The organism is Pseudomonas rustica, assembly GCF_049959085.1.
GTDB lineage: Bacteria > Pseudomonadota > Gammaproteobacteria > Pseudomonadales > Pseudomonadaceae > Aquipseudomonas > Aquipseudomonas rustica.
In genome coordinates this window covers 1,938,219-1,957,342 of sequence record NZ_CP188200.1, presented here as the reverse complement: position 1 = coordinate 1,957,342, position 19,124 = coordinate 1,938,219, and the positions used below count along the sequence as shown (strand labels likewise).

Annotated in this window: 15 protein-coding genes; 12 read left to right on the top strand and 3 right to left on the bottom strand. The window is 60.5% G+C overall.

Going from position 1 to position 19,124, the window contains the following annotated elements; genetic code table 11:
• The first annotated feature begins 56 nt into the window (after positions 1 to 56).
• The 9 genes from ACP3TY_RS09155 (at position 57) to ACP3TY_RS09115 (ending at position 10,129) form a co-directional block, all read left to right on the top strand.
• Positions 57 to 947, top strand: a complete 891-nt coding sequence (locus ACP3TY_RS09155; RefSeq protein ID WP_400647331.1) for a LysR substrate-binding domain-containing protein — start codon at positions 57 to 59, stop codon at positions 945 to 947.
• A gap of 390 nt (positions 948 to 1,337) precedes the next feature.
• Complete coding sequence (locus tag ACP3TY_RS09150; protein ID WP_008081962.1) at positions 1,338 to 2,267, top strand: amidohydrolase family protein; 930 nt, start codon at positions 1,338 to 1,340, stop codon at positions 2,265 to 2,267.
• A gap of 4 nt (positions 2,268 to 2,271) precedes the next feature.
• A complete protein-coding gene (locus ACP3TY_RS09145) occupies positions 2,272 to 3,177 on the top strand; it encodes an amidohydrolase family protein (RefSeq protein WP_008081961.1) in 906 nt (301 codons plus the stop codon).
• Positions 3,178 to 3,493: 316 nt separating this feature from the next.
• Positions 3,494 to 4,879, top strand: a complete 1,386-nt coding sequence (locus tag ACP3TY_RS09140) for a UbiD family decarboxylase (RefSeq protein WP_426619778.1) — start codon at positions 3,494 to 3,496, stop codon at positions 4,877 to 4,879.
• Positions 4,880 to 4,890: 11 nt separating this feature from the next.
• Positions 4,891 to 5,511 (top strand): UbiX family flavin prenyltransferase, encoded by a 621-nt coding sequence (locus ACP3TY_RS09135; protein ID WP_426620445.1) that lies wholly within the window; start codon positions 4,891 to 4,893, stop codon positions 5,509 to 5,511.
• Between the two features lie 171 nt (positions 5,512 to 5,682).
• Positions 5,683 to 6,744 carry a CobW family GTP-binding protein gene (locus ACP3TY_RS09130; protein ID WP_212544619.1) on the top strand — a complete coding sequence of 354 codons (1,062 nt, stop codon included), beginning with the start codon at positions 5,683 to 5,685 and terminating at the stop codon, positions 6,742 to 6,744.
• Between the two features lie 228 nt (positions 6,745 to 6,972).
• On the top strand, positions 6,973 to 8,340 hold the full coding sequence (locus ACP3TY_RS09125) for a nucleobase:cation symporter-2 family protein (protein WP_426619777.1): 1,368 nt from the start codon (positions 6,973 to 6,975) through the stop codon (positions 8,338 to 8,340).
• A 13-nt stretch (positions 8,341 to 8,353) separates the two neighbouring features.
• Positions 8,354 to 9,742 (top strand): amidohydrolase family protein, encoded by a 1,389-nt coding sequence (locus tag ACP3TY_RS09120; protein ID WP_426619776.1) that lies wholly within the window; start codon positions 8,354 to 8,356, stop codon positions 9,740 to 9,742.
• 189 nt (positions 9,743 to 9,931) lie between these two features.
• Positions 9,932 to 10,129 (top strand): hypothetical protein, encoded by a 198-nt coding sequence (locus ACP3TY_RS09115; RefSeq protein ID WP_159814672.1) that lies wholly within the window; start codon positions 9,932 to 9,934, stop codon positions 10,127 to 10,129.
• A 98-nt stretch (positions 10,130 to 10,227) separates the two neighbouring features.
• Here the strand turns inward: ACP3TY_RS09115 and ACP3TY_RS09110 are convergent, their stop codons facing one another.
• The 3 genes from ACP3TY_RS09110 to ACP3TY_RS09100 form a co-directional block, all read right to left on the bottom strand.
• Complete coding sequence (locus tag ACP3TY_RS09110; RefSeq protein ID WP_426619775.1) at positions 10,228 to 11,142, bottom strand: DHH family phosphoesterase; 915 nt, start codon at positions 11,140 to 11,142, stop codon at positions 10,228 to 10,230.
• Positions 11,143 to 11,236: 94 nt separating this feature from the next.
• A complete protein-coding gene (locus tag ACP3TY_RS09105) occupies positions 11,237 to 12,520 on the bottom strand; it encodes a Zn-dependent hydrolase (protein WP_426619774.1) in 1,284 nt (427 codons plus the stop codon).
• A gap of 136 nt (positions 12,521 to 12,656) precedes the next feature.
• Complete coding sequence (locus ACP3TY_RS09100) at positions 12,657 to 14,141, bottom strand: NCS1 family nucleobase:cation symporter-1 (RefSeq protein WP_159814675.1); 1,485 nt, start codon at positions 14,139 to 14,141, stop codon at positions 12,657 to 12,659.
• Between the two features lie 624 nt (positions 14,142 to 14,765).
• Between ACP3TY_RS09100 and hydA the strand changes: the two genes are divergently transcribed.
• From hydA to preA, 3 genes are all read left to right on the top strand, one after another.
• Entirely contained in the window at positions 14,766 to 16,205 is a 1,440-nt protein-coding gene (hydA, locus tag ACP3TY_RS09095) for a dihydropyrimidinase (RefSeq protein WP_282356539.1), read from the top strand.
• Between the two features lie 193 nt (positions 16,206 to 16,398).
• Positions 16,399 to 17,766 (top strand): NAD(P)-dependent oxidoreductase, encoded by a 1,368-nt coding sequence (locus ACP3TY_RS09090; RefSeq protein WP_426619773.1) that lies wholly within the window; start codon positions 16,399 to 16,401, stop codon positions 17,764 to 17,766.
• Complete coding sequence (gene preA, locus ACP3TY_RS09085; RefSeq protein ID WP_426619772.1) at positions 17,767 to 19,041, top strand: NAD-dependent dihydropyrimidine dehydrogenase subunit PreA; 1,275 nt, start codon at positions 17,767 to 17,769, stop codon at positions 19,039 to 19,041.
• The last annotated feature ends 83 nt before the right edge of the window (positions 19,042 to 19,124 follow it).

The following is a 19,124-nucleotide window of genomic DNA, read 5'->3' as shown; positions in this document are numbered from 1 at the left end:
GAGCAACACGCGGCCAGCGACGATTTCTGCCAACCGCTGTAAGCAGGACTAACAACATGTACAAGCGATACCCGTCGGTGCAGTCCATGAGCGCGTTTATCCACGCCGCGCGCAGCGGCAGTTTCTCCAGTGCTGCGCGCAAACTGGATCTGACCCACAGTGCGATCAGCCAGCAGATTCGTGCGCTGGAGGATTTCATCGGCCAGCCGCTGTTCGTGCGTGAAGGCGGCGGCAGCAACCTGACCGACGCCGGGCAGTTGTTTGCCAGTGTGTTGTCGGACGGTCTGGCGCAGATTGACCGGGCGATCTCTTCGGTTAAGAACCGCAGCGTCGCGCAACGGTTGACGCTTGATGTCGACAGCGAACTGGCGCAGAGCTGGCTCAATCCGCGCCTGCCGCAGTTGCTCGATGGGCTGCCGGATTACGAGGTGACGTTGCTGTCGATGCCGCGCAGTGATCGCAGCACGTTTGAGCGGGTCGATCTGGCGTTGCGCTATGGCTATGGCGATTGGGACGACTGCGAGATGACGCAGATTTGTGGCGATCGGGTGTTGGCGGTGGCTTCGCCGGATTTGCTGGAACGCTATGGGTTACAGGTGCCGTTGACCCCGGCGCAGATTTTGGAGTTGCCGTTGTTGGGGTATACGCGAAGGTCGTGGATTCCGTGGCTGGATGCGGCCGGAATGACCCCGACCGAGCCGCCGGCGCGGGTGATTTTTGATAATGCAGCCAACCTGATCGCCGCTGCCGAGGCTGGCGTTGGTGCAGGGTTGGTGCGTGGATTGCTCGCGGCGGATGCGTTGCGCAGTGGGCGGTTGGTGGCGTTGAACGAGGCGCAGATTGCGGCGCATTACAACCTTTACGCGGTGTGGCCGCATGGGCAGGCGGAGCGTGTGGCGCCGGTGGTTGAGGCGATCAAACTGTTGGCTTTGCGTACACAATTTTGACGCTATCGCGAGCAGGCTCACTCCTACAATTGGAATGCGCTCCCCTGTGGGAGCGAGCCTGCTCGCGAAGAGGCGAGCACAATTACCGAAGATCAAAAGATCGCAGCCTGCGGCAGCTCCTACACCGATCCCCGTAGGAGCTGCCGAAGGCTGCGATCTTTTGATTTTGCTACAAGGCCCATATCGAACGCATATCACCACCCCGCCCAATTAATATTGTACGAACCCCTCCCCCCTTTCCAATACTCGCCCTCAGCAGCCACCCACCCGGGCCGGATGCGAACAGGCGAGGGAATGCGCGAGTCTTGCGCATAGAAACGGCCGATTGCCCGGGACGTGGATGCCGAGAGCCGCAAGGCTCCCTTCCCCGCTATCAGGAGATCGACTGCAATGATCATCGATATCAGCTGCTATCCCACCGATCTGGTGGACCTCGCCTGGAGGCATGACGGTGACCCGTTCACCGGCGAGCGTCTGCTGGAGATGATGGATGGCCCGTACATGGTCAACGGCAAGCCTCGCCGCATTGACAAAGCCTTCATCCAGCCGCCGCAAGGCAACACGATTTACACCTGGACCGACGGCGACCTGACCGGCCGTGAATCCATCGATGCCTACATGGCCTACACCCTGAAAATGGTGCAGACCTACCCGGATCGTTTCATCGGCTGCTTCGTCTACAACCCGCGCTGCGGCGTGGAAAACGGCGTCGAGGCGATAGAGCGCTACGTCAAGGAACACGGTTTCGGCATGGTGCAGATGCAAGCCAACATGCACGCCTACCGTCCTGACCGTGCGCTCGACTGGGTGCGCCCATGCTTCGAGAAGTGCGCCGAGCTGGGCATTCCGGTCAAGCTGCACACCGGCGACGGCCCTTACAGCATCCCGTCGGAATGGGTGCCGATGATCAAGGAGTTCCCCAACGTCAATTTCATCATGGCCCACTTCGGCGTGCAGACCGGTGGCGTCTACGTGTTCGAACCGATGCAATGGGCGATGGAATTGCCCAACGTCTACTGCGAATCCGGCTGGTGCCTGCAATCGCGGATCGTCGAATTCGCCAAGGTCTTGCCGACGCACAAGATCCTCTTCGGCACCGACACGCCACCGAACGAACCGGGCATGTGGCTGCGCCTGCTCGAAGTGCTCTGCCACGAGCCGCCGCAGGGTCTGAACCTCGACGAGGACACCCTCGAAGACTACTTGGGCAACAACACCGCGCGGATGATCGGCCTCGAACCGACCCCGCCACCCCGTTCCGTTTCCGAAGCAGAGGCGCAACTCAAGCGCCCCGTCACCACTCAACTGGCCAGGAGCTGAACCGATGATCATCGACACCCATCTGCACCCAACAAATCTGGTCGACGAGGCCTGGCGCCACACCGGCGAACCGTTCACCGGCGAGCGCATGCTCAAACTGATGGACGGCCCGTACATGATCAACGGCAAACCACGCCGCATCGACATGGGTTTCATCCAGCCGCCACCGGGCAACACCGGTTATCGTGACGGCAACCGCCGGGGCCGCGAAGGCGTACGCGACTACATGTCGTACATCGCCGAACTGTGCATGAAGTACCCGGATCGCTTCATCGGCAACTTCAACTTCAACCCGCGCTGGGGACCGGAAAACGGTGCGGCGGAGCTGGAATTCCACATCAAGGAATACGGCTTCAAGATGCTCAAACTGCACGCCAACATGCACGGCTATCGCCCGGATCGCGCACTCGACTGGCTGCGTCCGGCGATGAAGGTCTGCGCCAAGTACAACATCGTCGTGCTGATCCACACCGGCGACGGCCCGTACACGATCCCGACGATGTTCTACCCGATCATTCGCGAGTTCCCGATGGTCAATTTCATCATCGGTCACTTCGGTATCCAGACCGGCGGCAACTACTCGTTCGAAGCGTTCTGGATGGCGATGGACACGCCGAATGTGTACTGCGAATCGGGCTGGTGCTTCCAGTCGCGGATCGTCGAATTCGCCAAGGAACTGCCTCGCAACAAGATCGTGTTCGGCACGGACTCACCGCCGAATGAGCCGGGGATGTGGCTGAGGGAACTGGAAGTGTTGTGCTCGCCGGCACCGCAAGGCTTGGGGATTGATGAGGATCATCTCGAAGACTACCTGGGCAACAACATCGCAAGGTTGTGCGGGATCGAACCGACGCCACCGCCGAAGGATCTGGCCGAGGCCGACATACGCCTGACCACCACGTACTTGTAGATACACACAACCCAATGTGGGAATGGAGTTTCCTGTGGTGAGGGGATTTATCCCCGTTCGGCTGCGAAGCAGTCGTAAAACCGGCAACCGCGGTCTGCCTGATGCAGCGCGGTGGCAGGATTTGGGGCCGCTTCGCAGCCCAACGGGGATAAATCCCCTCGCCACAAAGGCCCTCGCCACAAGGGATCTGTACACAGAGCACACAGCGACTTTACAGGCACGAAGATGACCCGGCGTTCGTTCGACCGGCAGGCCAACGGCTGGCCGCGCGAACGCCCTCTCACCCCTGCGTGCCTGCTTTTTACGAGGTGACACCATGACCCGTTCGACGCTCGGCGATTCTCAGGACTTTCACGTGTTCATCGACGCCTATCGCCGTGAGTACCCGGACGATGTGCTGACCGTCACTCAACCGATTTCTGCCGATCAGGACGTCACCGCCCTGGTCGATGCCCTCGCCGCCCAAGGCCGCGATCCGCTGCTGATCTGCGAAAACGTCGGCCACCTCGGCGTGCCGGTGGCGACCAATCTGTTCGCCTCCCGAACCCGCATTGCTCGGCTGTTCGGCGTCACCCCGGCGCAACTGCACGAAACCTTTCAAACCCGCGCCAACCAACCCATCGCCCCGCGCTATGTGGAAAGCGGCCCGATTCTCGATGAAGTCTTCGAAGGCGAAGCGCTGGATCTGGCGCTGCTGCCGATGCTCAAGCATTTCGACAGCGATCGGGGCCCGTACATCACCAACGCGATCATCGTTGCCGAAGACCCGCTGACCGGCATCGCCAACATGAGCTATCACCGCTCGATGCGCCACGCCCGCCAGGCCCTCGCCACCAGCCTGCATTCACGCGGCCACCTGTGGCGGATGCTGCAAACCGCGCGCGAACGTGGCGAAGAATTGCGTGTGGCCATGGTGGTTGGCGCGCACCCACTGTTCATGCTCGCCGCCGCTGCACGCTTGCCCTATGGCGCCGATGAACGCGCCGTCGCTGGCGGGCTGTTTGGTGCGCCGCTGGAACTGGTGAAAACTCCACGCTACGGCATCGGTGTACCAGCGTATGCCGAGTTTGTTCTGGAAGGCGCGATTGACCCGGCAGCCTACGCCGAGGAAGGCCCGTTCGGTGAATTCAGCGGTTATTCCTCGGATCGCTCGACCAACAATGTGCTGCGCGTCGACACCCTGTTAAAGCGCAAAGACGCCTGGCTAGTCGACGTGATGGGTGGCCGCTACGCCGAGCATTTGACCCTCGCCCGCCTGCCGCGCGAAGCGGAGATGAGCGAAAAACTCAAGGCACGTTTCCCCGCTGTCACCGCCGTGCATTATCCGAATTCCGGCACGCATTTTCACTGCTACGTGGCGCTGGATCAGAGCCGCGACGGCGAGGCGCGGCAGATCATGCTGGCGTTGCTCGGCTGGGATCCGTACCTGAAAACGGTGATCGCGGTGGACAGCGATATCGACATCAGCGATGACAGCCAGGTGCTGTGGGCGCTGGCCACGCACTTCCAGCCGCATCTGGATATTTTCACCATCGATGGCTTGCCGGGCAGTCCGCTCGATCCTTCGTCGTCTGTCAACGGCACCACTTCGCGGATGGGCCTGGATGCGACTCGCGGTTCCGGGTTTGACGGGATCAAGGCGCAGTTGGATCAGGATGTACTCGAACGCGCGCGGGTTTTGCTCAAAGGACTGGAATCGTGAACCGGCAACGGATGGTCGTCGGCATCAGCGGCGCGTCCGGGTTTATCTACGGTGTGCGCTTGCTGCAATTGCTCGCTGAACTGGACATCGAAAGCCACCTGATCATCAGCCGCGCGGCGCTGCTGACCATGGCTCACGAAACCGATTACAAACTCGCCGACGTCACTGCATTGGCCAGTCATTACCACCGCGCCGATGACGTCGCCGCCGGGATTGCCAGCGGTTCGTTTCGCTGCCTCGGCATGGTGGTGGCGCCGTGTTCGATGAGGACGCTGGCGGAGATTGCCACCGGCACGTCTTCGGGGCTGATCGGCCGTGCTGCCGACGTCACGCTCAAGGAGCGCCGCACGCTGGTGTTGATGGCCCGCGAAACCCCGCTGACCCTCGCCCACCTGCGCAACATGACCGCCGTCACCGAGATGGGCGGAATCATCGCCCCGCCGGTGCCCGCGTTCTACGCCCGCCCGGAAAACCTCGCGCAAATGGTCGACCACAGCCTCGGCCGCGTGCTCGACCTGTTCGGCCTCGATGCGGGCGTCGCACAACGCTGGCAAGAACACCCGGATCCAACTGTGGAAATCAATAACTGTGGCGAGGGGATTTATCCCCGCTCGGCTGCGAAGCAGTCGTAAAACCGGCAACCGCGGTCTGCCTGATACAGCGCGGTGGCAGGATTTGGGGCCGCTTCGCAGCCCAACGGGGCGGTGCGACGTTTCGCTAAATCCCCTCGCCACAAGGGTTACACATCAAAAATTTAATCACCCCGAATTCAGTGTGCACCGGTCAATCAAAGGAGCCTCACCATGAACACCCCATTCAACGCCCCAACCCGCAACACCAAAATCCCCGTGACCATCCTCACCGGTTTCCTCGGTGCCGGTAAAACCACCCTGCTCAACTACATCCTCAAAGAAAACCACGGCCGCAAAATCGCCGTGATCGAAAACGAATTCGGTGAAGTCGGTATCGACGGCGACCTCGTCCTCAGTTCCGAAACCGAAGAAATCTACGAGATGGTCAACGGCTGCGTGTGCTGCACCGCCGAAGTTCGCGAGGACTTGGTGCGCATCGTCCGCGAACTGGTCGCGCGGCCGGTGCGGCTTGACCACATCCTTATCGAGACCAGCGGCCTGGCCGATCCGTACCCGGTGGCGCAGAGCTTTTTCATCAATGACCCGATCGCCGATGAAGTCGAACTCGACGCCATCGTGACCATGGTCGACGCCAAGCACATCGCCCAGCACCTGGAGGATCTGCAACTCGACGGCGTCGACAATCAGGCGGTGGATCAGATCGTTTGCGCCGACCGGATCGTCATCAACAAGGTCGATCTGGTCAGCGCTGAAGAGGTTGAAACCCTGCGCGGCAAGATCCGCGGTTTGAACGCCACGGCAGATCTGGTGACCTCAACCCACGCGCAAATCGACCTGACGAAGATCCTCGGCATCGGCGCGTTCGAATGCACGCAGAAGCTCATGGAAATCGGCGCGGATCAGCACGATCACGATCACCACGACCATGAGCATCACGCTGAGCAGTCTATTGAAGAGCAGGACCACCAACACGACCCAAGCGTGTCATCGGTGGGCATCGCTGTGGACGGCGCGGTCAACCTGATGGCGTTCCATCGCTGGATCAGCGAGCTGCGCTCCTCCCAGGCCGACAACCTCTATCGCATGAAAGGCGTGCTCGCCGTGGCCAATGAAGACCAGCGCTACGTGCTGCAAGGCGTGCACAGCCTGGTGGAATTCCGCGCCTCGACCGCGTGGGGCACGGAGCCCCGCTCGAGCAAGATCGTGTTCATCGGCCGCGACCTGGATCGCGCGGCCCTGAACCAAGGCTTCGCCGCCTGCCTGGCAGGCTGAAACAAGGCATCGGAGCCGGTGGATGGCGGCTTCGGGCACATGTGTACGAATGACTGATGCCACAAAACCTGTAGGAGTGAGCCTGCTCGCGATAGCGGTGTGTCATTGAGCAATCATGGTGACTGATTCACCGCTATCGCGAGCAGGCTCACTCCTACAGGGGATCTGCAGCAGGCATCAGACGAATACCCCTCTCTACCGCATAAAAACAGCCAGAGGTGTTTCCCCATGTCGTCAGCCACATCCCCATCAAAAACCGCATCCACCGTGCACCCCGTCGACCGCGTTTTGCCGGTGCGACAGATGCTCACCCTCGGCCTGCAACACATGGCCGTCTCGTACATCGGCGCCATCGCCGTGCCGTTGATTGTCGCCAGTGCCCTGAAAATGTCCCACGCCGACACGGTGGTGCTGATCAGTACCACGCTGTTCTGTTCCGGCATTGCCACCCTCCTGCAAACCGTCGGCTTCTGGAAATTCGGCGTGCGCCTGCCAATTCTGCAAGGCGTGGCTTTCAGCAGCGTTGGCCCGGTGATCGCCATCGGCAGCAACCCGGAGGTGGGGTTCGCCGGGGTCTGCGGGGCGGTGATCGGCGCGGGGATTTTCACCATGCTGATGGCACCCTTCGTCGGTCGATTACGGCGCTTTTTTCCGCCTGTGGTCACCGGTTGCATCGTCACCGTGATCGGTTTACAGCTGTTCCCGATTGCCTACGAATGGGTCGGCGGCGGGCGCAACGCGAGCAACTTCGGCGCGCCGGCGTTCCTCGGTGTGGCGGTGGTGGTGTTGCTGACGATCCTGTTGGTCAACCGCTATGGCAGCCCGATGCTGCGCAACATGGCGGTGTTGATCGGGATGCTGGTTGGCGCCGGTCTGGCCTACGGCCTGGGCATGGGTAGTTTTCACAGCGTCGAAGATGCGCCGTGGCTGACCGTGCCCTACCCGTTCTACTTCGGCCTGCCAACCTTCAGCCTGATCCCCATCGCGACCATGGTGGTGGTGATGATCGTGCAGATGGTCGAGTCGATGGGGCTGTTCGTGGCCATCGGCGACATTGTCGAAAAACCGGTCGAGGACAAACAGGTCATCAACGGTCTGCGCGCCAATGGCCTGGCCAGCACCATCGCCGGGATGTTCGCCGCGTTCCCGTTTATCGCCTTCATGGAAAACGTCGGCCTGGTGATCCTCACCGGCGTGCGCAGCCGTTGGGTGGTCGCGGTCAGCGGCTTGCTGATGTGCTCGATTGCCTTGGTGCCGAAGGCCGGCGCGATCATCGCTTCGATGCCGACCGCCGCCCTCGGTGGCGCTGGCATTGCGATGTTCGGCGTTGTTGCGGCGGCGGGCATTCAGACCCTCGCCAAAGTCGATTACGAGCGCAATCGCTACAACGTGCTGATCGTCGGATTCACCATCGCCGCCGCGCTGGTGCCGGTGCTCGCGCCAACCTTGTTCAAACAACTCCCCGAGTGGTCGCAGCCGTTCCTGCACAGCAGCGTGGTTATCGCTTGCCTGGTGTCGGTGCTGCTCAACGCCGCGCTGAATGGCGTCAGCGTGGCGGAAACCACCGCCAGCAAATCCGCCTCGCACATCCTTTAGTTTGGAGCTGCCCATGACTCAACTTCAGAACATCCTGATCAAAAACCCGGTCGCGGTGATGACCGGCCTGCGCGGCCCTCGCGCGCGGGCCGGGGCCGTGGACATCCGCGTGGTCAACGGTCGCATCGCCGAAATGGCCGCGAACCTTGAACCACAACCCGGCGAACGGCTGATCGACGCGCGCAACTGCGTGGTCTATCCCGGCTGGATCAACACCCACCATCACCTGTTCCAGAACCTGCTCAAAGCCGTGCCCGAAGGCTTGAATCAGGATCTGCAAGGCTGGCTGGCCAGCGTGCCCTACCCGCGCCTCAACCGCTTTACCCCGCAACTGGCGCGGATTGCTGCACGACTGGGCATGGTCGAATTGCTGCTGTCCGGCGTCACCACCTGCGCCGATCACCACTACCTCTACCACGCTCACGGCAGCACCGAGACCGGCGACTTGCTGTTCGACATGGCCGATGAGTTTGGCCTGCGCTTTGTGCTGTGCCGTGGCGGCGCGCTGGAATCGGCGAGCGCACATCCGGGCTTCTCGAAAACCGCGCTGCAACCGGAGAGCCTTGAGCAAATGGTTGGCGATATCGAACGGCTGAAATCGCTGTACCACCAGGACACCCCGGACGCGATGCGCCGCGTGGTTGTCGCGCCAACCACGCCAACGTTCTCGCTGCCGCCAACGCTGCTGCGCGAACTCGCCCACACCGCACGCGGCCTCGGTTTGCGCCTGCATACGCACCTGTCGGAAACGCAGAACTACGTGAATTTCTGCCGCGAAAAATACAACTGCCTGCCGGTGGAATTCGTCGCCGAACACGAATGGCTCGGCCCCGACGTTTGGTTCGCCCACGCCGTACACCTGCAACCGGGCGAAATCCGCATGCTCGCGCAGACCGGCACCGGCATCTCCCACTGCCCGGTGAGCAATGCGCGGCTGGGCAGCGGCGTCGCGCCAGTGCCGCAGATGTACGAGGCAGGTGTGCCGATTTCCCTGGGCGTGGATGGCGTCGCGTCGAATGAATCCGGGAGCATGGTCGGTGAGGCCAACACCGCGTGGCTGATCCACCGCGCCGAACAAGGCGCCTCGGCGACCACCGCTGAAGACGTCATTCACTGGGGCACGGCGGGTGGCGCACAGGTGTTGGGGCTCGGCGCGGTTGGCACTTTGGAAGTCGGGCAAGCGGCGGATCTGGTCGTCTACAGCCTCGACCACCCACGGTTCTACGGCTTCCACGACAGCGCCGTCGCGCCAGTGGTTGCGGGTGAACCGATCACGGTGAAATACAGCCTGGTCGGCGGCCGGATTGTGGTCGACAACGGCGTAATCCCGGGCCTGGACATCGAACGCATGCGCGCCGAAGCGTGGGAAGGCGTGCAACAACTGATGAACGTAGAAGACTGACCCTCGAACCCGTGTAGGAGCTGCCGAAGGCTGCGATCTTTTGATCTTGTCTTTAAAAAACCAAGTCAAAAGATCGCAGCCTTCGGCAGCTCCTACACGGGGTCGTCGTATTCGCGCCTTCCGGGTTTGTCGTCTAACGTTACTCCCTCATCGGACTGAGCCCCTGGGCTCTTGATCAAGGAGAGACTGATGACGTCGCGTCGCACGATCGAACAGACCTATCGCACCTGGTCCAGCCCCATTCTGCTGGAGCTGAAAAAGCGCGAACACCAAATGGCGCCGTTCGAGCGTCAGGCGCTGGAGAATGTGTTGGTGGAGAGGCGGTTGCTGGATGTTGGCAATCCGCAGGGCAATGATCGCCGAACAAAAAACCTCACCCTGGATTAATCACGTAACCCTTGTAGGAGCTGAGCTTGCTCGCGAAGGCGGTGTGTCAGGCAGATGTGATTTGCCTGACACACCGCCTTCGCGAGCAAGCTCGGCTCCTACAGGTTTGTGTGTAGGCCCAGTTTGAGTAGTTCCTTGCGCAGGATTGAGGGTGCGTGGTCGGCCATGCCGGCGTGCCAGTCCAGTGTCAGCAGGTGATTGAGTTTGCGTTGGCTCGAAACGGGTTCTGCCAGAAAGCAGCTTTTTCCGTCGCGGATGCTGATGACATTCAGCATCCAGTCATCGCCCTGCTCCGCCATCCACTGGCTGATCGCTGGCCGATGCTTTTGCAGCAACGCATCGGCATCCCACACGGTCATTTGTGCGAAGACTTGCGGCAGATTACTTTCGGGTTTCAGGCGTTTCAGGTCGGCTGCCAAGGCATTGGCAAGGTCTGATTCGATGCTGGCCTGGCATTCGAGGAAGTATTTCTCGGGCCAGTCGGTCGCGAGTTTCGCCCGAAACGCGAGTTCGGCGTAGGCGTCGATGTCCGCTGCGGTGGTCATCTGGCTGGTGAAGTTCAGGGTGTTGTCGAGGATCGCGGTGGCCAACAGTGCGGCACTTTGTTCGCTGATTTTTGCTAGCAAGTCTGAGGTCTGCCAACGCTGGAAGACCTGAGTTGCCGCAGCGCCGATCGGACGGATGTCGGCGGCTGAACCGAGTTTCTTTGCCCAGTAATCTTCGTAACCTGGATGATGGTCGATGACTTCCACGACCTGATCGAGCATGACCAATGGATCGAAATGGTGATAGTCGGATACGTCGACCAAGATGAATTCGTCAGTCAGCAATGATTCATGCGTTTGAAAGGCGCGACCCCAATCAAGCACGGTTTTCGAGACGCTGGCGTTGGGTTTTGCGCTGCTGACGGCGCGGGCGGGGATGCCTTGCAGATTGAGTAATTCGGCGTAGGCGATGCAGCAGGCGTAGGCGTCGATGTCCAGATAGGACGCGCCGGAGGTGATGATTTTCATGGGCGGCAACGTCGCACATTTTCATGACATTCGGGTGACAGGAAAAGATCGCAGCCTGCGGCAGCTCCTACACAGGGCTGCGATCTGTTGATGTTTATGCGGCGGCTTTACCTGCTGCCACCGCCGCCGAAGCCGCGAGCATCGCCCGCAACAACACCGCGCACCCGGCCGCCAGATCATCCGGCGCGGCGTTTTCGATTTCGTTGTGGCTGATCCCGCCTTCGCATGGCACAAAAATCATCCCCGCTGGCCCAAGTTCGGCGAGGAAGATTGCGTCGTGGCCGGCGCCGCTGACGATGTCCATGTGCGACAGGCCCAAGCCCTTGGCCGCGCCGCGTACCGCCTCCACGCAACCTTTTTCGAAGTACAGCGGCGGGAAGTCGGCGGTTGGGGTCAGTTCATAAGTCAGGCAATGTTCCTCACAAGTCGCTTCGATGACCTGCTTCACTTCAGCAATCATCGAATTCAGCCGTGCCGGTTCCAGATGCCGGAAATCGAGGGTCATGCGCACTTCGCCGGGAATGACGTTGCGCGAGCCGGGATAGGCTTGCAGGCAGCCGACCGTGCCGCAGGCGTGCGGTTGATGGCCGAGGGCGGCGCGGTTGACGGCGCCGACGATGACCGAGGCGCCGACCAGTGCATCTTTGCGCAGGTGCATCGGTGTTGGGCCGGCGTGGGCCTCGACGCCGCGCAGTTTCAGATCGAACCACTTCTGCCCCAACGCACCGAGCACCACGCCGATGGTTTTCTGTTCGTCTTCAAGGATCGGGCCTTGCTCGATGTGTGCTTCGAAATAGGCGCCGACTTTATGTCCGCTGACTTTGCGCGGGCCGGCGTAGCCGATCGCATTGAGTGCTTCGCCGACCGTGATGCCCTCGGCATCGACCTTGGCCAGCGTTTCTTCGAGGGTGAATTTTTCGGCGAACACGCCGGAGCCCATCATGCATGGCGCGAAGCGTGAGCCTTCTTCGTTGGTCCAGACCACCACTTCCAGCGGCGCTTCGGTTTCCACGCCGAGGTCGTTGAGTGTGCGCAGAACCTCGACGCCAGCGAGCACACCGAAGCAGCCGTCGAACTTGCCACCGGTGGGTTGCGTGTCGATGTGGCTGCCGGTCATCACTGGCGGCAGGTCGGGATTGCGCCCCGGCCGGCGGGCAAAGATGTTGCCGACGGCATCGACCGTGACGCTGCACCCGGCGTCCTTGCACCATTGCACGAACAGGTCGCGGGCCTGGCGGTCGAGGTCGGTCAGGGCCAGGCGACAGACCCCGCCCTTGACCGTGGCGCCGAGCTTGGCCAGCGCCATGAGCGAGGCCCAGAGGCGATCGCGGTTGATGTGCTGATGGGTTGATTGCAGAACGTCTACGGCTGCGTTCATGGGGATCTCCTCAGTGTTGATGCCGATAGTTCCCACGCTCTGCGTGGGAACTCATCCATGGACGCTCTGCGTCCGCTGTTGGGACGCAGAGCGTCCCGGGCTGCATTCCCACGCAGAGCGTGGGAATGATCATGACTTACACCGCTGTTTTCACGGCAGAAGGCTGCGCCCGCATCACGCACAACCCGTAATAAATAATCCCGCCCAACGCCGAGCCGGTGAACCAGCCATAGCTGTAAAACCAGCTGAACGCGTCGCTACCCAGCGACAACAAGGTCAGCACCACCGGCACACCAAACGCGAGAAACCCGGCCCGGTTCCACGCCGGATACACGTCATCGCGGTACAACCCGGCCAGATCCAGTTGCTGTTTCTTGATCAGGAAATAGTCCACCACCATGATCCCGGCAATCGGCCCGAGCAGGCTCGAATAACCCAGCAACCAGTTGGAATACACGGTCTCGAGGCTCACATCGGAAACGATCAAACCAAGCTTTTTCAGCAGCTCATGCCCCATCAACAACAGCCCGACCAACCCGGTCAGCAACACCGCTTTGGTGCGGTTGATCACCTTGGGCGCGATGTTCTGAAAATCGTTGGTCGGCGAGACAATGTTCGCGGCGGTGTTGGTCGACAGTGTGGCGATGATGATCAATGCCATCGCTACCGCGACCCACACCGGGCTCTGGATATGGCCGATCAAAGTCACCGGATCAGACACCGTCACGCCGACCAGTTTCACCGACGCTGCGGTCATGATTACGCCCAGCGAGGCGAACAAAAACATGGTCAGTGGCAGGCCGAAAATCTGCCCGAGGATTTGATCTTTCTGGCTCTTGGCGTAACGACTGAAGTCCGGAATGTTCAGCGATAACGTCGCCCAGAAACCCACCATTGCCGTCAGCCCGGCGGCGAAGTAACTCACCACACTGGCGCCTTCCGGACGCTTCGGCGGGATCGCCAGCAGTTCGGTCATCGAGACATTGGGCATCGCCCATACCAGCAAGCCGATGCCGACCGCCACCAGCAACGGCGCGGACAAGGTTTCCAGCCACTTGATCGACTCGGCGCCGCGAATCACCACCCACAGGTTCAGCGCCCAGAACACCATGAAGCCGATCACCTCCCCCGTTCCGCCAAGGGATTTCCAGCCGTCGAAAATCGAGCCAAGAAACAGATGAATCGCCAAACCGCCAAACATCGTCTGAATGCCGAACCAGCCGCACGCCACCAGCGCGCGAATCAAACAGGGCACGTTGGAGCCGAGAATGCCGAACGACGAGCGCAGTAACACGGGAAACGGAATGCCGTATTTGGTGCCGGGAAAGGCGTTCAGCGTCAGCGGAATCAACACGATGATATTGGCGAACAGAATCGCCAGCAGCGCTTCGCCCACACTCAAGCCGAAGTACGCCGTCAGCACGCCGCCGAGGGTGTAGGTCGGCACGCAGATCGACATGCCGACCCACAACGCGGTGATGTGCCATTTGTTCCAGGTTCGTTCGCGCACCTTGGTCGGTGCCATATCGTGGTTGTAACGGGGACTGTCGAGGACGTCGCTGCCGGCTTCGAGTTCGAACAAGCCGTCGCGCTCGGTCACTTGCGATCTGTTCTGTTGCATGGCCGCTCCACTGTTCTTCTGATTATTTTTTTGCTCATCAGGCGGCTTGCACACAAGGCGCGAGCCGGACGATGGCCGGAGGAACTGACAACTTTCGTGCGCCGGCCATGGTGTCAGCGGCGGCATCAATAAACGTGCCGGGTGAACCGCTTGGCGCTAGGGCCGTGCTTCAAACGTATTGCAACTTTCTGATATTTATCAGTTTTAATTATTCACCTGATGAGTTCGCGGAAACTTGTCTGGGTGCTCAGGCTAAACACTTGGCAAGTTGTCCGAACAGACAGGACTCAAACTGGTGCACTGCATTTATTTTCATTAAGAACGTGCAACCGCAGCTCAACTTCAAGCGGCTGATTTCACATAGGAAATCTTGCTCATATTTCCATCCTGTCAAGTGCGTCAAAATGGTGAGCCGCCTCACCATTTTGGTGATTTACACTTTTTATCTTTATTTTTCATAGAGTTAAAACAGACATAAGCTTATAAAAAATATTCTTGCTCTATTGCAAATTCACGACTAGTTTCTATTCCTGACAGCTCTGACAGGAATACACCCTGCACTGCTGTACATCAATAAAACATTTAGAACCGGCACAAGTCGGTCATGCCTGCGAGGAACTCGGAATGTCTCTGTTGATCCGTGGCGCCACCGTTGTTACCCATGATGAAAGTTATCGCGCCGACGTCTATTGCGCCGACGGCGTGATCAAAGCCATCGGTGAAAACCTTGATATTCCCGCCGGCGCCGAAGTGCTCGACGGCAGCGGCCAATACCTGATGCCAGGCGGCATCGATCCGCACACACACATGCAACTTCCATTTATGGGCACCGTCGCCAGCGAGGATTTCTACAGCGGCACGGCGGCCGGTCTGGCCGGCGGCACAACGTCGATCATCGACTTCGTCATTCCCAATCCGCAGCAGTCGTTGATGGAAGCGTTTCATCAGTGGCGCGGCTGGGCGGAGAAGTCCGCGTCCGACTATGGCTTCCACGTCGCGATCACTTGGTGGAGCGAGCAGGTGCGCGAAGAGATGGCCGAACTGGTCAGCCATCACGGCATCAACAGCTTCAAACATTTCATGGCCTACAAGAACGCGATCATGGCCGCCGACGACACGCTGGTGGCGAGTTTCGAGCGTTGTCTGGAGCTCGGTGCGGTACCGACCGTGCACGCGGAAAACGGCGAGCTGGTCTATCACCTGCAACGCAAGTTGATGGCCCAAGGCATCACCGGGCCGGAGGCGCATCCGCTGTCGCGGCCTTCGCAGGTTGAAGGGGAAGCGGCGAGCCGGGCGATTCGTATCGCTGAAACCATTGGCACGCCGTTGTATCTGGTGCACGTCTCGACCAAGGAAGCCCTCGACGAAATCACCTATGCGCGCAGCAAGGGTCAGCCCGTGTACGGCGAAGTGCTCGCCGGGCATTTGCTGCTCGACGATAGCGTCTACCAACACCCGGACTGGCAGACTGCTGCGGGTTACGTGATGAGCCCGCCGTTCCGTCCGCGCGGTCATCAAGAGGCGCTGTGGCACGGGCTGCAGAACGGCAATCTGCACACCACTGCAACGGATCATTGCTGCTTCTGTGCCGAGCAAAAAGCGGCGGGTCGTGATGACTTCAGCAAAATTCCTAACGGCACGGCGGGTATCGAAGATCGCATGGCGGTGCTTTGGGATGAGGGCGTTAATTCCGGTCGTTTATCGATGCAGGATTTCGTTGCGCTCACCTCAACCAACACCGCGAAAATCTTCAATCTCTATCCGCGTAAAGGTGCGATTCGCGTCGGTGCCGATGCCGACCTGGTGCTGTGGGATCCGCAAGGCACGCGCACCATTTCTGCCAAGACCCACCATCAGCAGGTGGATTTCAACATCTTCGAAGGCAAGACCGTGCGCGGCGTGCCGAGCCATACCGTCAGCCAGGGCCGATTGGTCTGGGCCGATGGCGACCTGCGCGCCGAGCGCGGCGCCGGACGGTACATCGAACGGCCGGCGTATCCGGCGGTGTTTGATTTGCTGAGTAAGCGGGCTGAGATGCACAAGCCGACAGCCGTCAAACGCTGACATCCCGGCCTTCGGCCTTCGCGAGCAAGCCCGCTCCCACATTTGAAATGCATTCCCCTGTAGGAGCTGCCGAAGGCTGCGATCTGTTGATCTTGATCTTAAAAAACAAGATCAACAGATCGCAGCCTTCGGCAGCTCCTACACGGGATTTGGCCAATGCCCGATAGAGGCAGTTACCGTGAGGCACACAACCGTGATCGAGACCCTGAACCATCTCCCCCACCCGCACGAAAGCGCGGCCGCCCTCGCCGGGCATTTCACTGATCTGGCGCCGCCGCTCAACGCTCGGCAGGCACATCTGGAAGCCTCGCGCTGCCTGTATTGCTACGACGCGCCGTGCGTGAATGCGTGCCCGAGCGAGATCGATATCCCCTCGTTCATCCGCAATATCCATCAAGACAACGTCCCCGGCGCCGCGCAGAAAATCCTCTCGGCAAACATCCTTGGCGGCAGTTGCGCACGCGTTTGCCCGACTGAAATCCTCTGCCAGCAAGCCTGCGTGCGCAACAACGCCCACGAATGCGCGCCAGTGCTGATCGGCCTGCTGCAACGCTACGCCGTCGACAACGCACACTTCACTGAACACCCATTCCAGCGCGCGGCAGCCACCGGTAAACGCATTGCCGTGGTGGGTGCCGGGCCGGCCGGTTTGTCCTGCGCGCATCGCAGCGCCATGCACGGTCATGACGTGGTGATTTTCGAAGCGCGGGAGAAGGCTGGCGGGCTCAACGAGTACGGGATCGCCAAGTACAAACTGGTCGACGATTACGCGCAAAAGGAGCTGGATTTCCTCCTGCAAATCGGCGGCATCGAAATCCGTCACGGGCAGAAACTCGGTGAGAATCTAACCCTCAGCGAGCTGCATCATCAGTTCGACGCGGTGTTCCTCGGCCTCGGTCTCAACGCCAGCAAGCAGCTCGGCCTGGCCCACGAAGATGCGCCGGGCCTGCTCGCCGCCACCGATTACATCCGCGAACTGCGTCAGGCCGATGACCTCACGCAACTGCCACTGGCCGAACGCTGCATCGTCCTCGGCGCCGGTAATACCGCGATCGACATGGCCGTGCAAATGGCTCGCCTCGGCGCTCGCGATGTCAATCTGGTGTATCGCCGTGGCGCGGCGGACATGGGCGCCACCGGGCACGAACAAGACATCGCCAAGGCCAATCAGGTGCGTCTGCTGACCTGGGCACAACCGGAAGAAGTGCTGCTCGACGATCAAGGCAACGTGCGCGGCATGCGTTTCGCTCGCACCGATCTGGTCGAAGGACGCCTGCAAACCACCGGTGAAACCTTCGAACTGGTCGCCGACGCAATCTTCAAAGCCATCGGCCAGTCCTTCGACAGCAGCGCCCTCGCCGACCCGCTCGCCCGTGAACTCAAGCGCCAGGGTGAACGCATTCAGGTCGATGAAAACCTGCGCACCAGCATTCCCGGCGTGTATGCCGGCGGCGACTGCACCAGCCTCGATCAAGACCTCACCGTGCAAGCTGTGCAGCACGGCAAACTCGCCGCCGAGGCGATCAACGCTCAACTGATGCTCAACGTGGAGGCTGCGTAAATGGCCGATCTCTCGATAGTCTTCGCCGGCATCAAAGCGCCAAACCCCTTTTGGCTGGCCTCCGCGCCACCGACCGACAAAGCCTACAACGTGGTGCGCGCGTTTGAAGCAGGCTGGGGCGGCGTGGTCTGGAAAACCCTTGGCGAGGATCCGGCGGCGGTCAACGTTTCGTCGCGTTACTCGGCGCATTACGGCAACAACCGCGAAGTGCTCGGCATCAATAACATCGAGCTGATCACCGACCGCTCGCTGGAAATCAACCTGCGCGAAATCACTCAGGTGAAGAAGGACTGGCCGGATCGCGCAATCATCGTTTCGCTGATGGTGCCGTGCGTTGAAGAGTCGTGGAAATACATTTTGCCGCTGGTTGAGGCCACGGGCGCTGACGGCATCGAACTGAATTTCGGTTGCCCGCACGGCATGCCAGAGCGCGGTATGGGCGCAGCGGTCGGTCAGGTGCCGGAGTACGTCGAGCAGGTGACGCGCTGGTGCAAGACTTATTGCTCGCTGCCGGTGATCGTCAAACTGACGCCGAACATCACCGACATCCGCGTCGCCGCCCGCGCCGCCCATCGCGGTGGCGCCGATGCGGTGTCGCTGATCAATACGATCAACTCGATCACCAGCGTCGATCTGGAGCACATGGTCGCCCTGCCCACCGTCGGCAGCAAAAGCACCCACGGCGGTTATTGCGGTTCGGCGGTGAAGCCGATCGCGCTGAACATGGTCGCGGAAATTGCCCGTGATCCTGAGACGCAGGGCTTGCCGATCTGCGGGATTGGCGGCATCGGCAGTTGGCGTGATGCCGCAGAATTCATGGCGCTGGGCAGCGGCGCGGTGCAGGTGTGCACGGCGGCGATGCTGCATGGTTTCCGCATTGTCGAGGAGATGAAGGACGGCTTGTCGCGGTGGATGGACAGTCAGGGCTACGCCAGCATCAGTGAGTTTTCCGGGCGCGCGGTGGGCAATACCACGGACTGGAAATACCTCGATATCAACTATCAGGTCATCGCCAGGATTGATCAGGAAGCGTGCATTGGTTGCGGGCGTTGCCACATTGCCTGCGAGGACACTTCACATCAGGCGATTGGCAGCCTGCGCCAGGCGGACGGGACGCATAAATATGAAGTGATTGATGATGAGTGCGTGGGCTGCAATTTGTGCCAGATTACTTGTCCGGTGGCGGATTGCATCGAGATGGTGCCGATGGATTCAGGCAAGCCGTTTCTGGACTGGAATCATGATCCGCGCAATCCCTACCACGTTGCGGTTTGACTGATCGTTCCCACGCTCTGCGTGGGAATGCAGCCCGGGACGCTCTGCGTCCCATTGGAACGCAGAGCGTCCCTAGAGGCATT

Excerpts from the sequence above, each read along its gene's own strand:
- ACP3TY_RS09155 (WP_400647331.1), top strand. The coding sequence starts at position 57 with ATGTACAAGCGATACCCGTCGGTGCAGTCCATGAGCGCGTTTATCCAC.
- ACP3TY_RS09150 (WP_008081962.1), top strand. The coding sequence starts at position 1,338 with ATGATCATCGATATCAGCTGCTATCCCACCGATCTGGTGGACCTCGCC.
- ACP3TY_RS09145 (WP_008081961.1), top strand. The coding sequence starts at position 2,272 with ATGATCATCGACACCCATCTGCACCCAACAAATCTGGTCGACGAGGCC.
- ACP3TY_RS09140 (WP_426619778.1), top strand. The coding sequence starts at position 3,494 with ATGACCCGTTCGACGCTCGGCGATTCTCAGGACTTTCACGTGTTCATC.
- ACP3TY_RS09135 (WP_426620445.1), top strand. The coding sequence starts at position 4,891 with ATGGTCGTCGGCATCAGCGGCGCGTCCGGGTTTATCTACGGTGTGCGC.
- ACP3TY_RS09130 (WP_212544619.1), top strand. The coding sequence starts at position 5,683 with ATGAACACCCCATTCAACGCCCCAACCCGCAACACCAAAATCCCCGTG.
- ACP3TY_RS09125 (WP_426619777.1), top strand. The coding sequence starts at position 6,973 with ATGTCGTCAGCCACATCCCCATCAAAAACCGCATCCACCGTGCACCCC.
- ACP3TY_RS09120 (WP_426619776.1), top strand. The coding sequence starts at position 8,354 with ATGACTCAACTTCAGAACATCCTGATCAAAAACCCGGTCGCGGTGATG.
- ACP3TY_RS09115 (WP_159814672.1), top strand. The coding sequence starts at position 9,932 with ATGACGTCGCGTCGCACGATCGAACAGACCTATCGCACCTGGTCCAGC.
- ACP3TY_RS09110 (WP_426619775.1), bottom strand. The coding sequence starts at position 11,142 with ATGAAAATCATCACCTCCGGCGCGTCCTATCTGGACATCGACGCCTAC.
- ACP3TY_RS09105 (WP_426619774.1), bottom strand. The coding sequence starts at position 12,520 with ATGAACGCAGCCGTAGACGTTCTGCAATCAACCCATCAGCACATCAAC.
- ACP3TY_RS09100 (WP_159814675.1), bottom strand. The coding sequence starts at position 14,141 with ATGCAACAGAACAGATCGCAAGTGACCGAGCGCGACGGCTTGTTCGAA.
- hydA (WP_282356539.1), top strand. The coding sequence starts at position 14,766 with ATGTCTCTGTTGATCCGTGGCGCCACCGTTGTTACCCATGATGAAAGT.
- preA (WP_426619772.1), top strand. The coding sequence starts at position 17,767 with ATGGCCGATCTCTCGATAGTCTTCGCCGGCATCAAAGCGCCAAACCCC.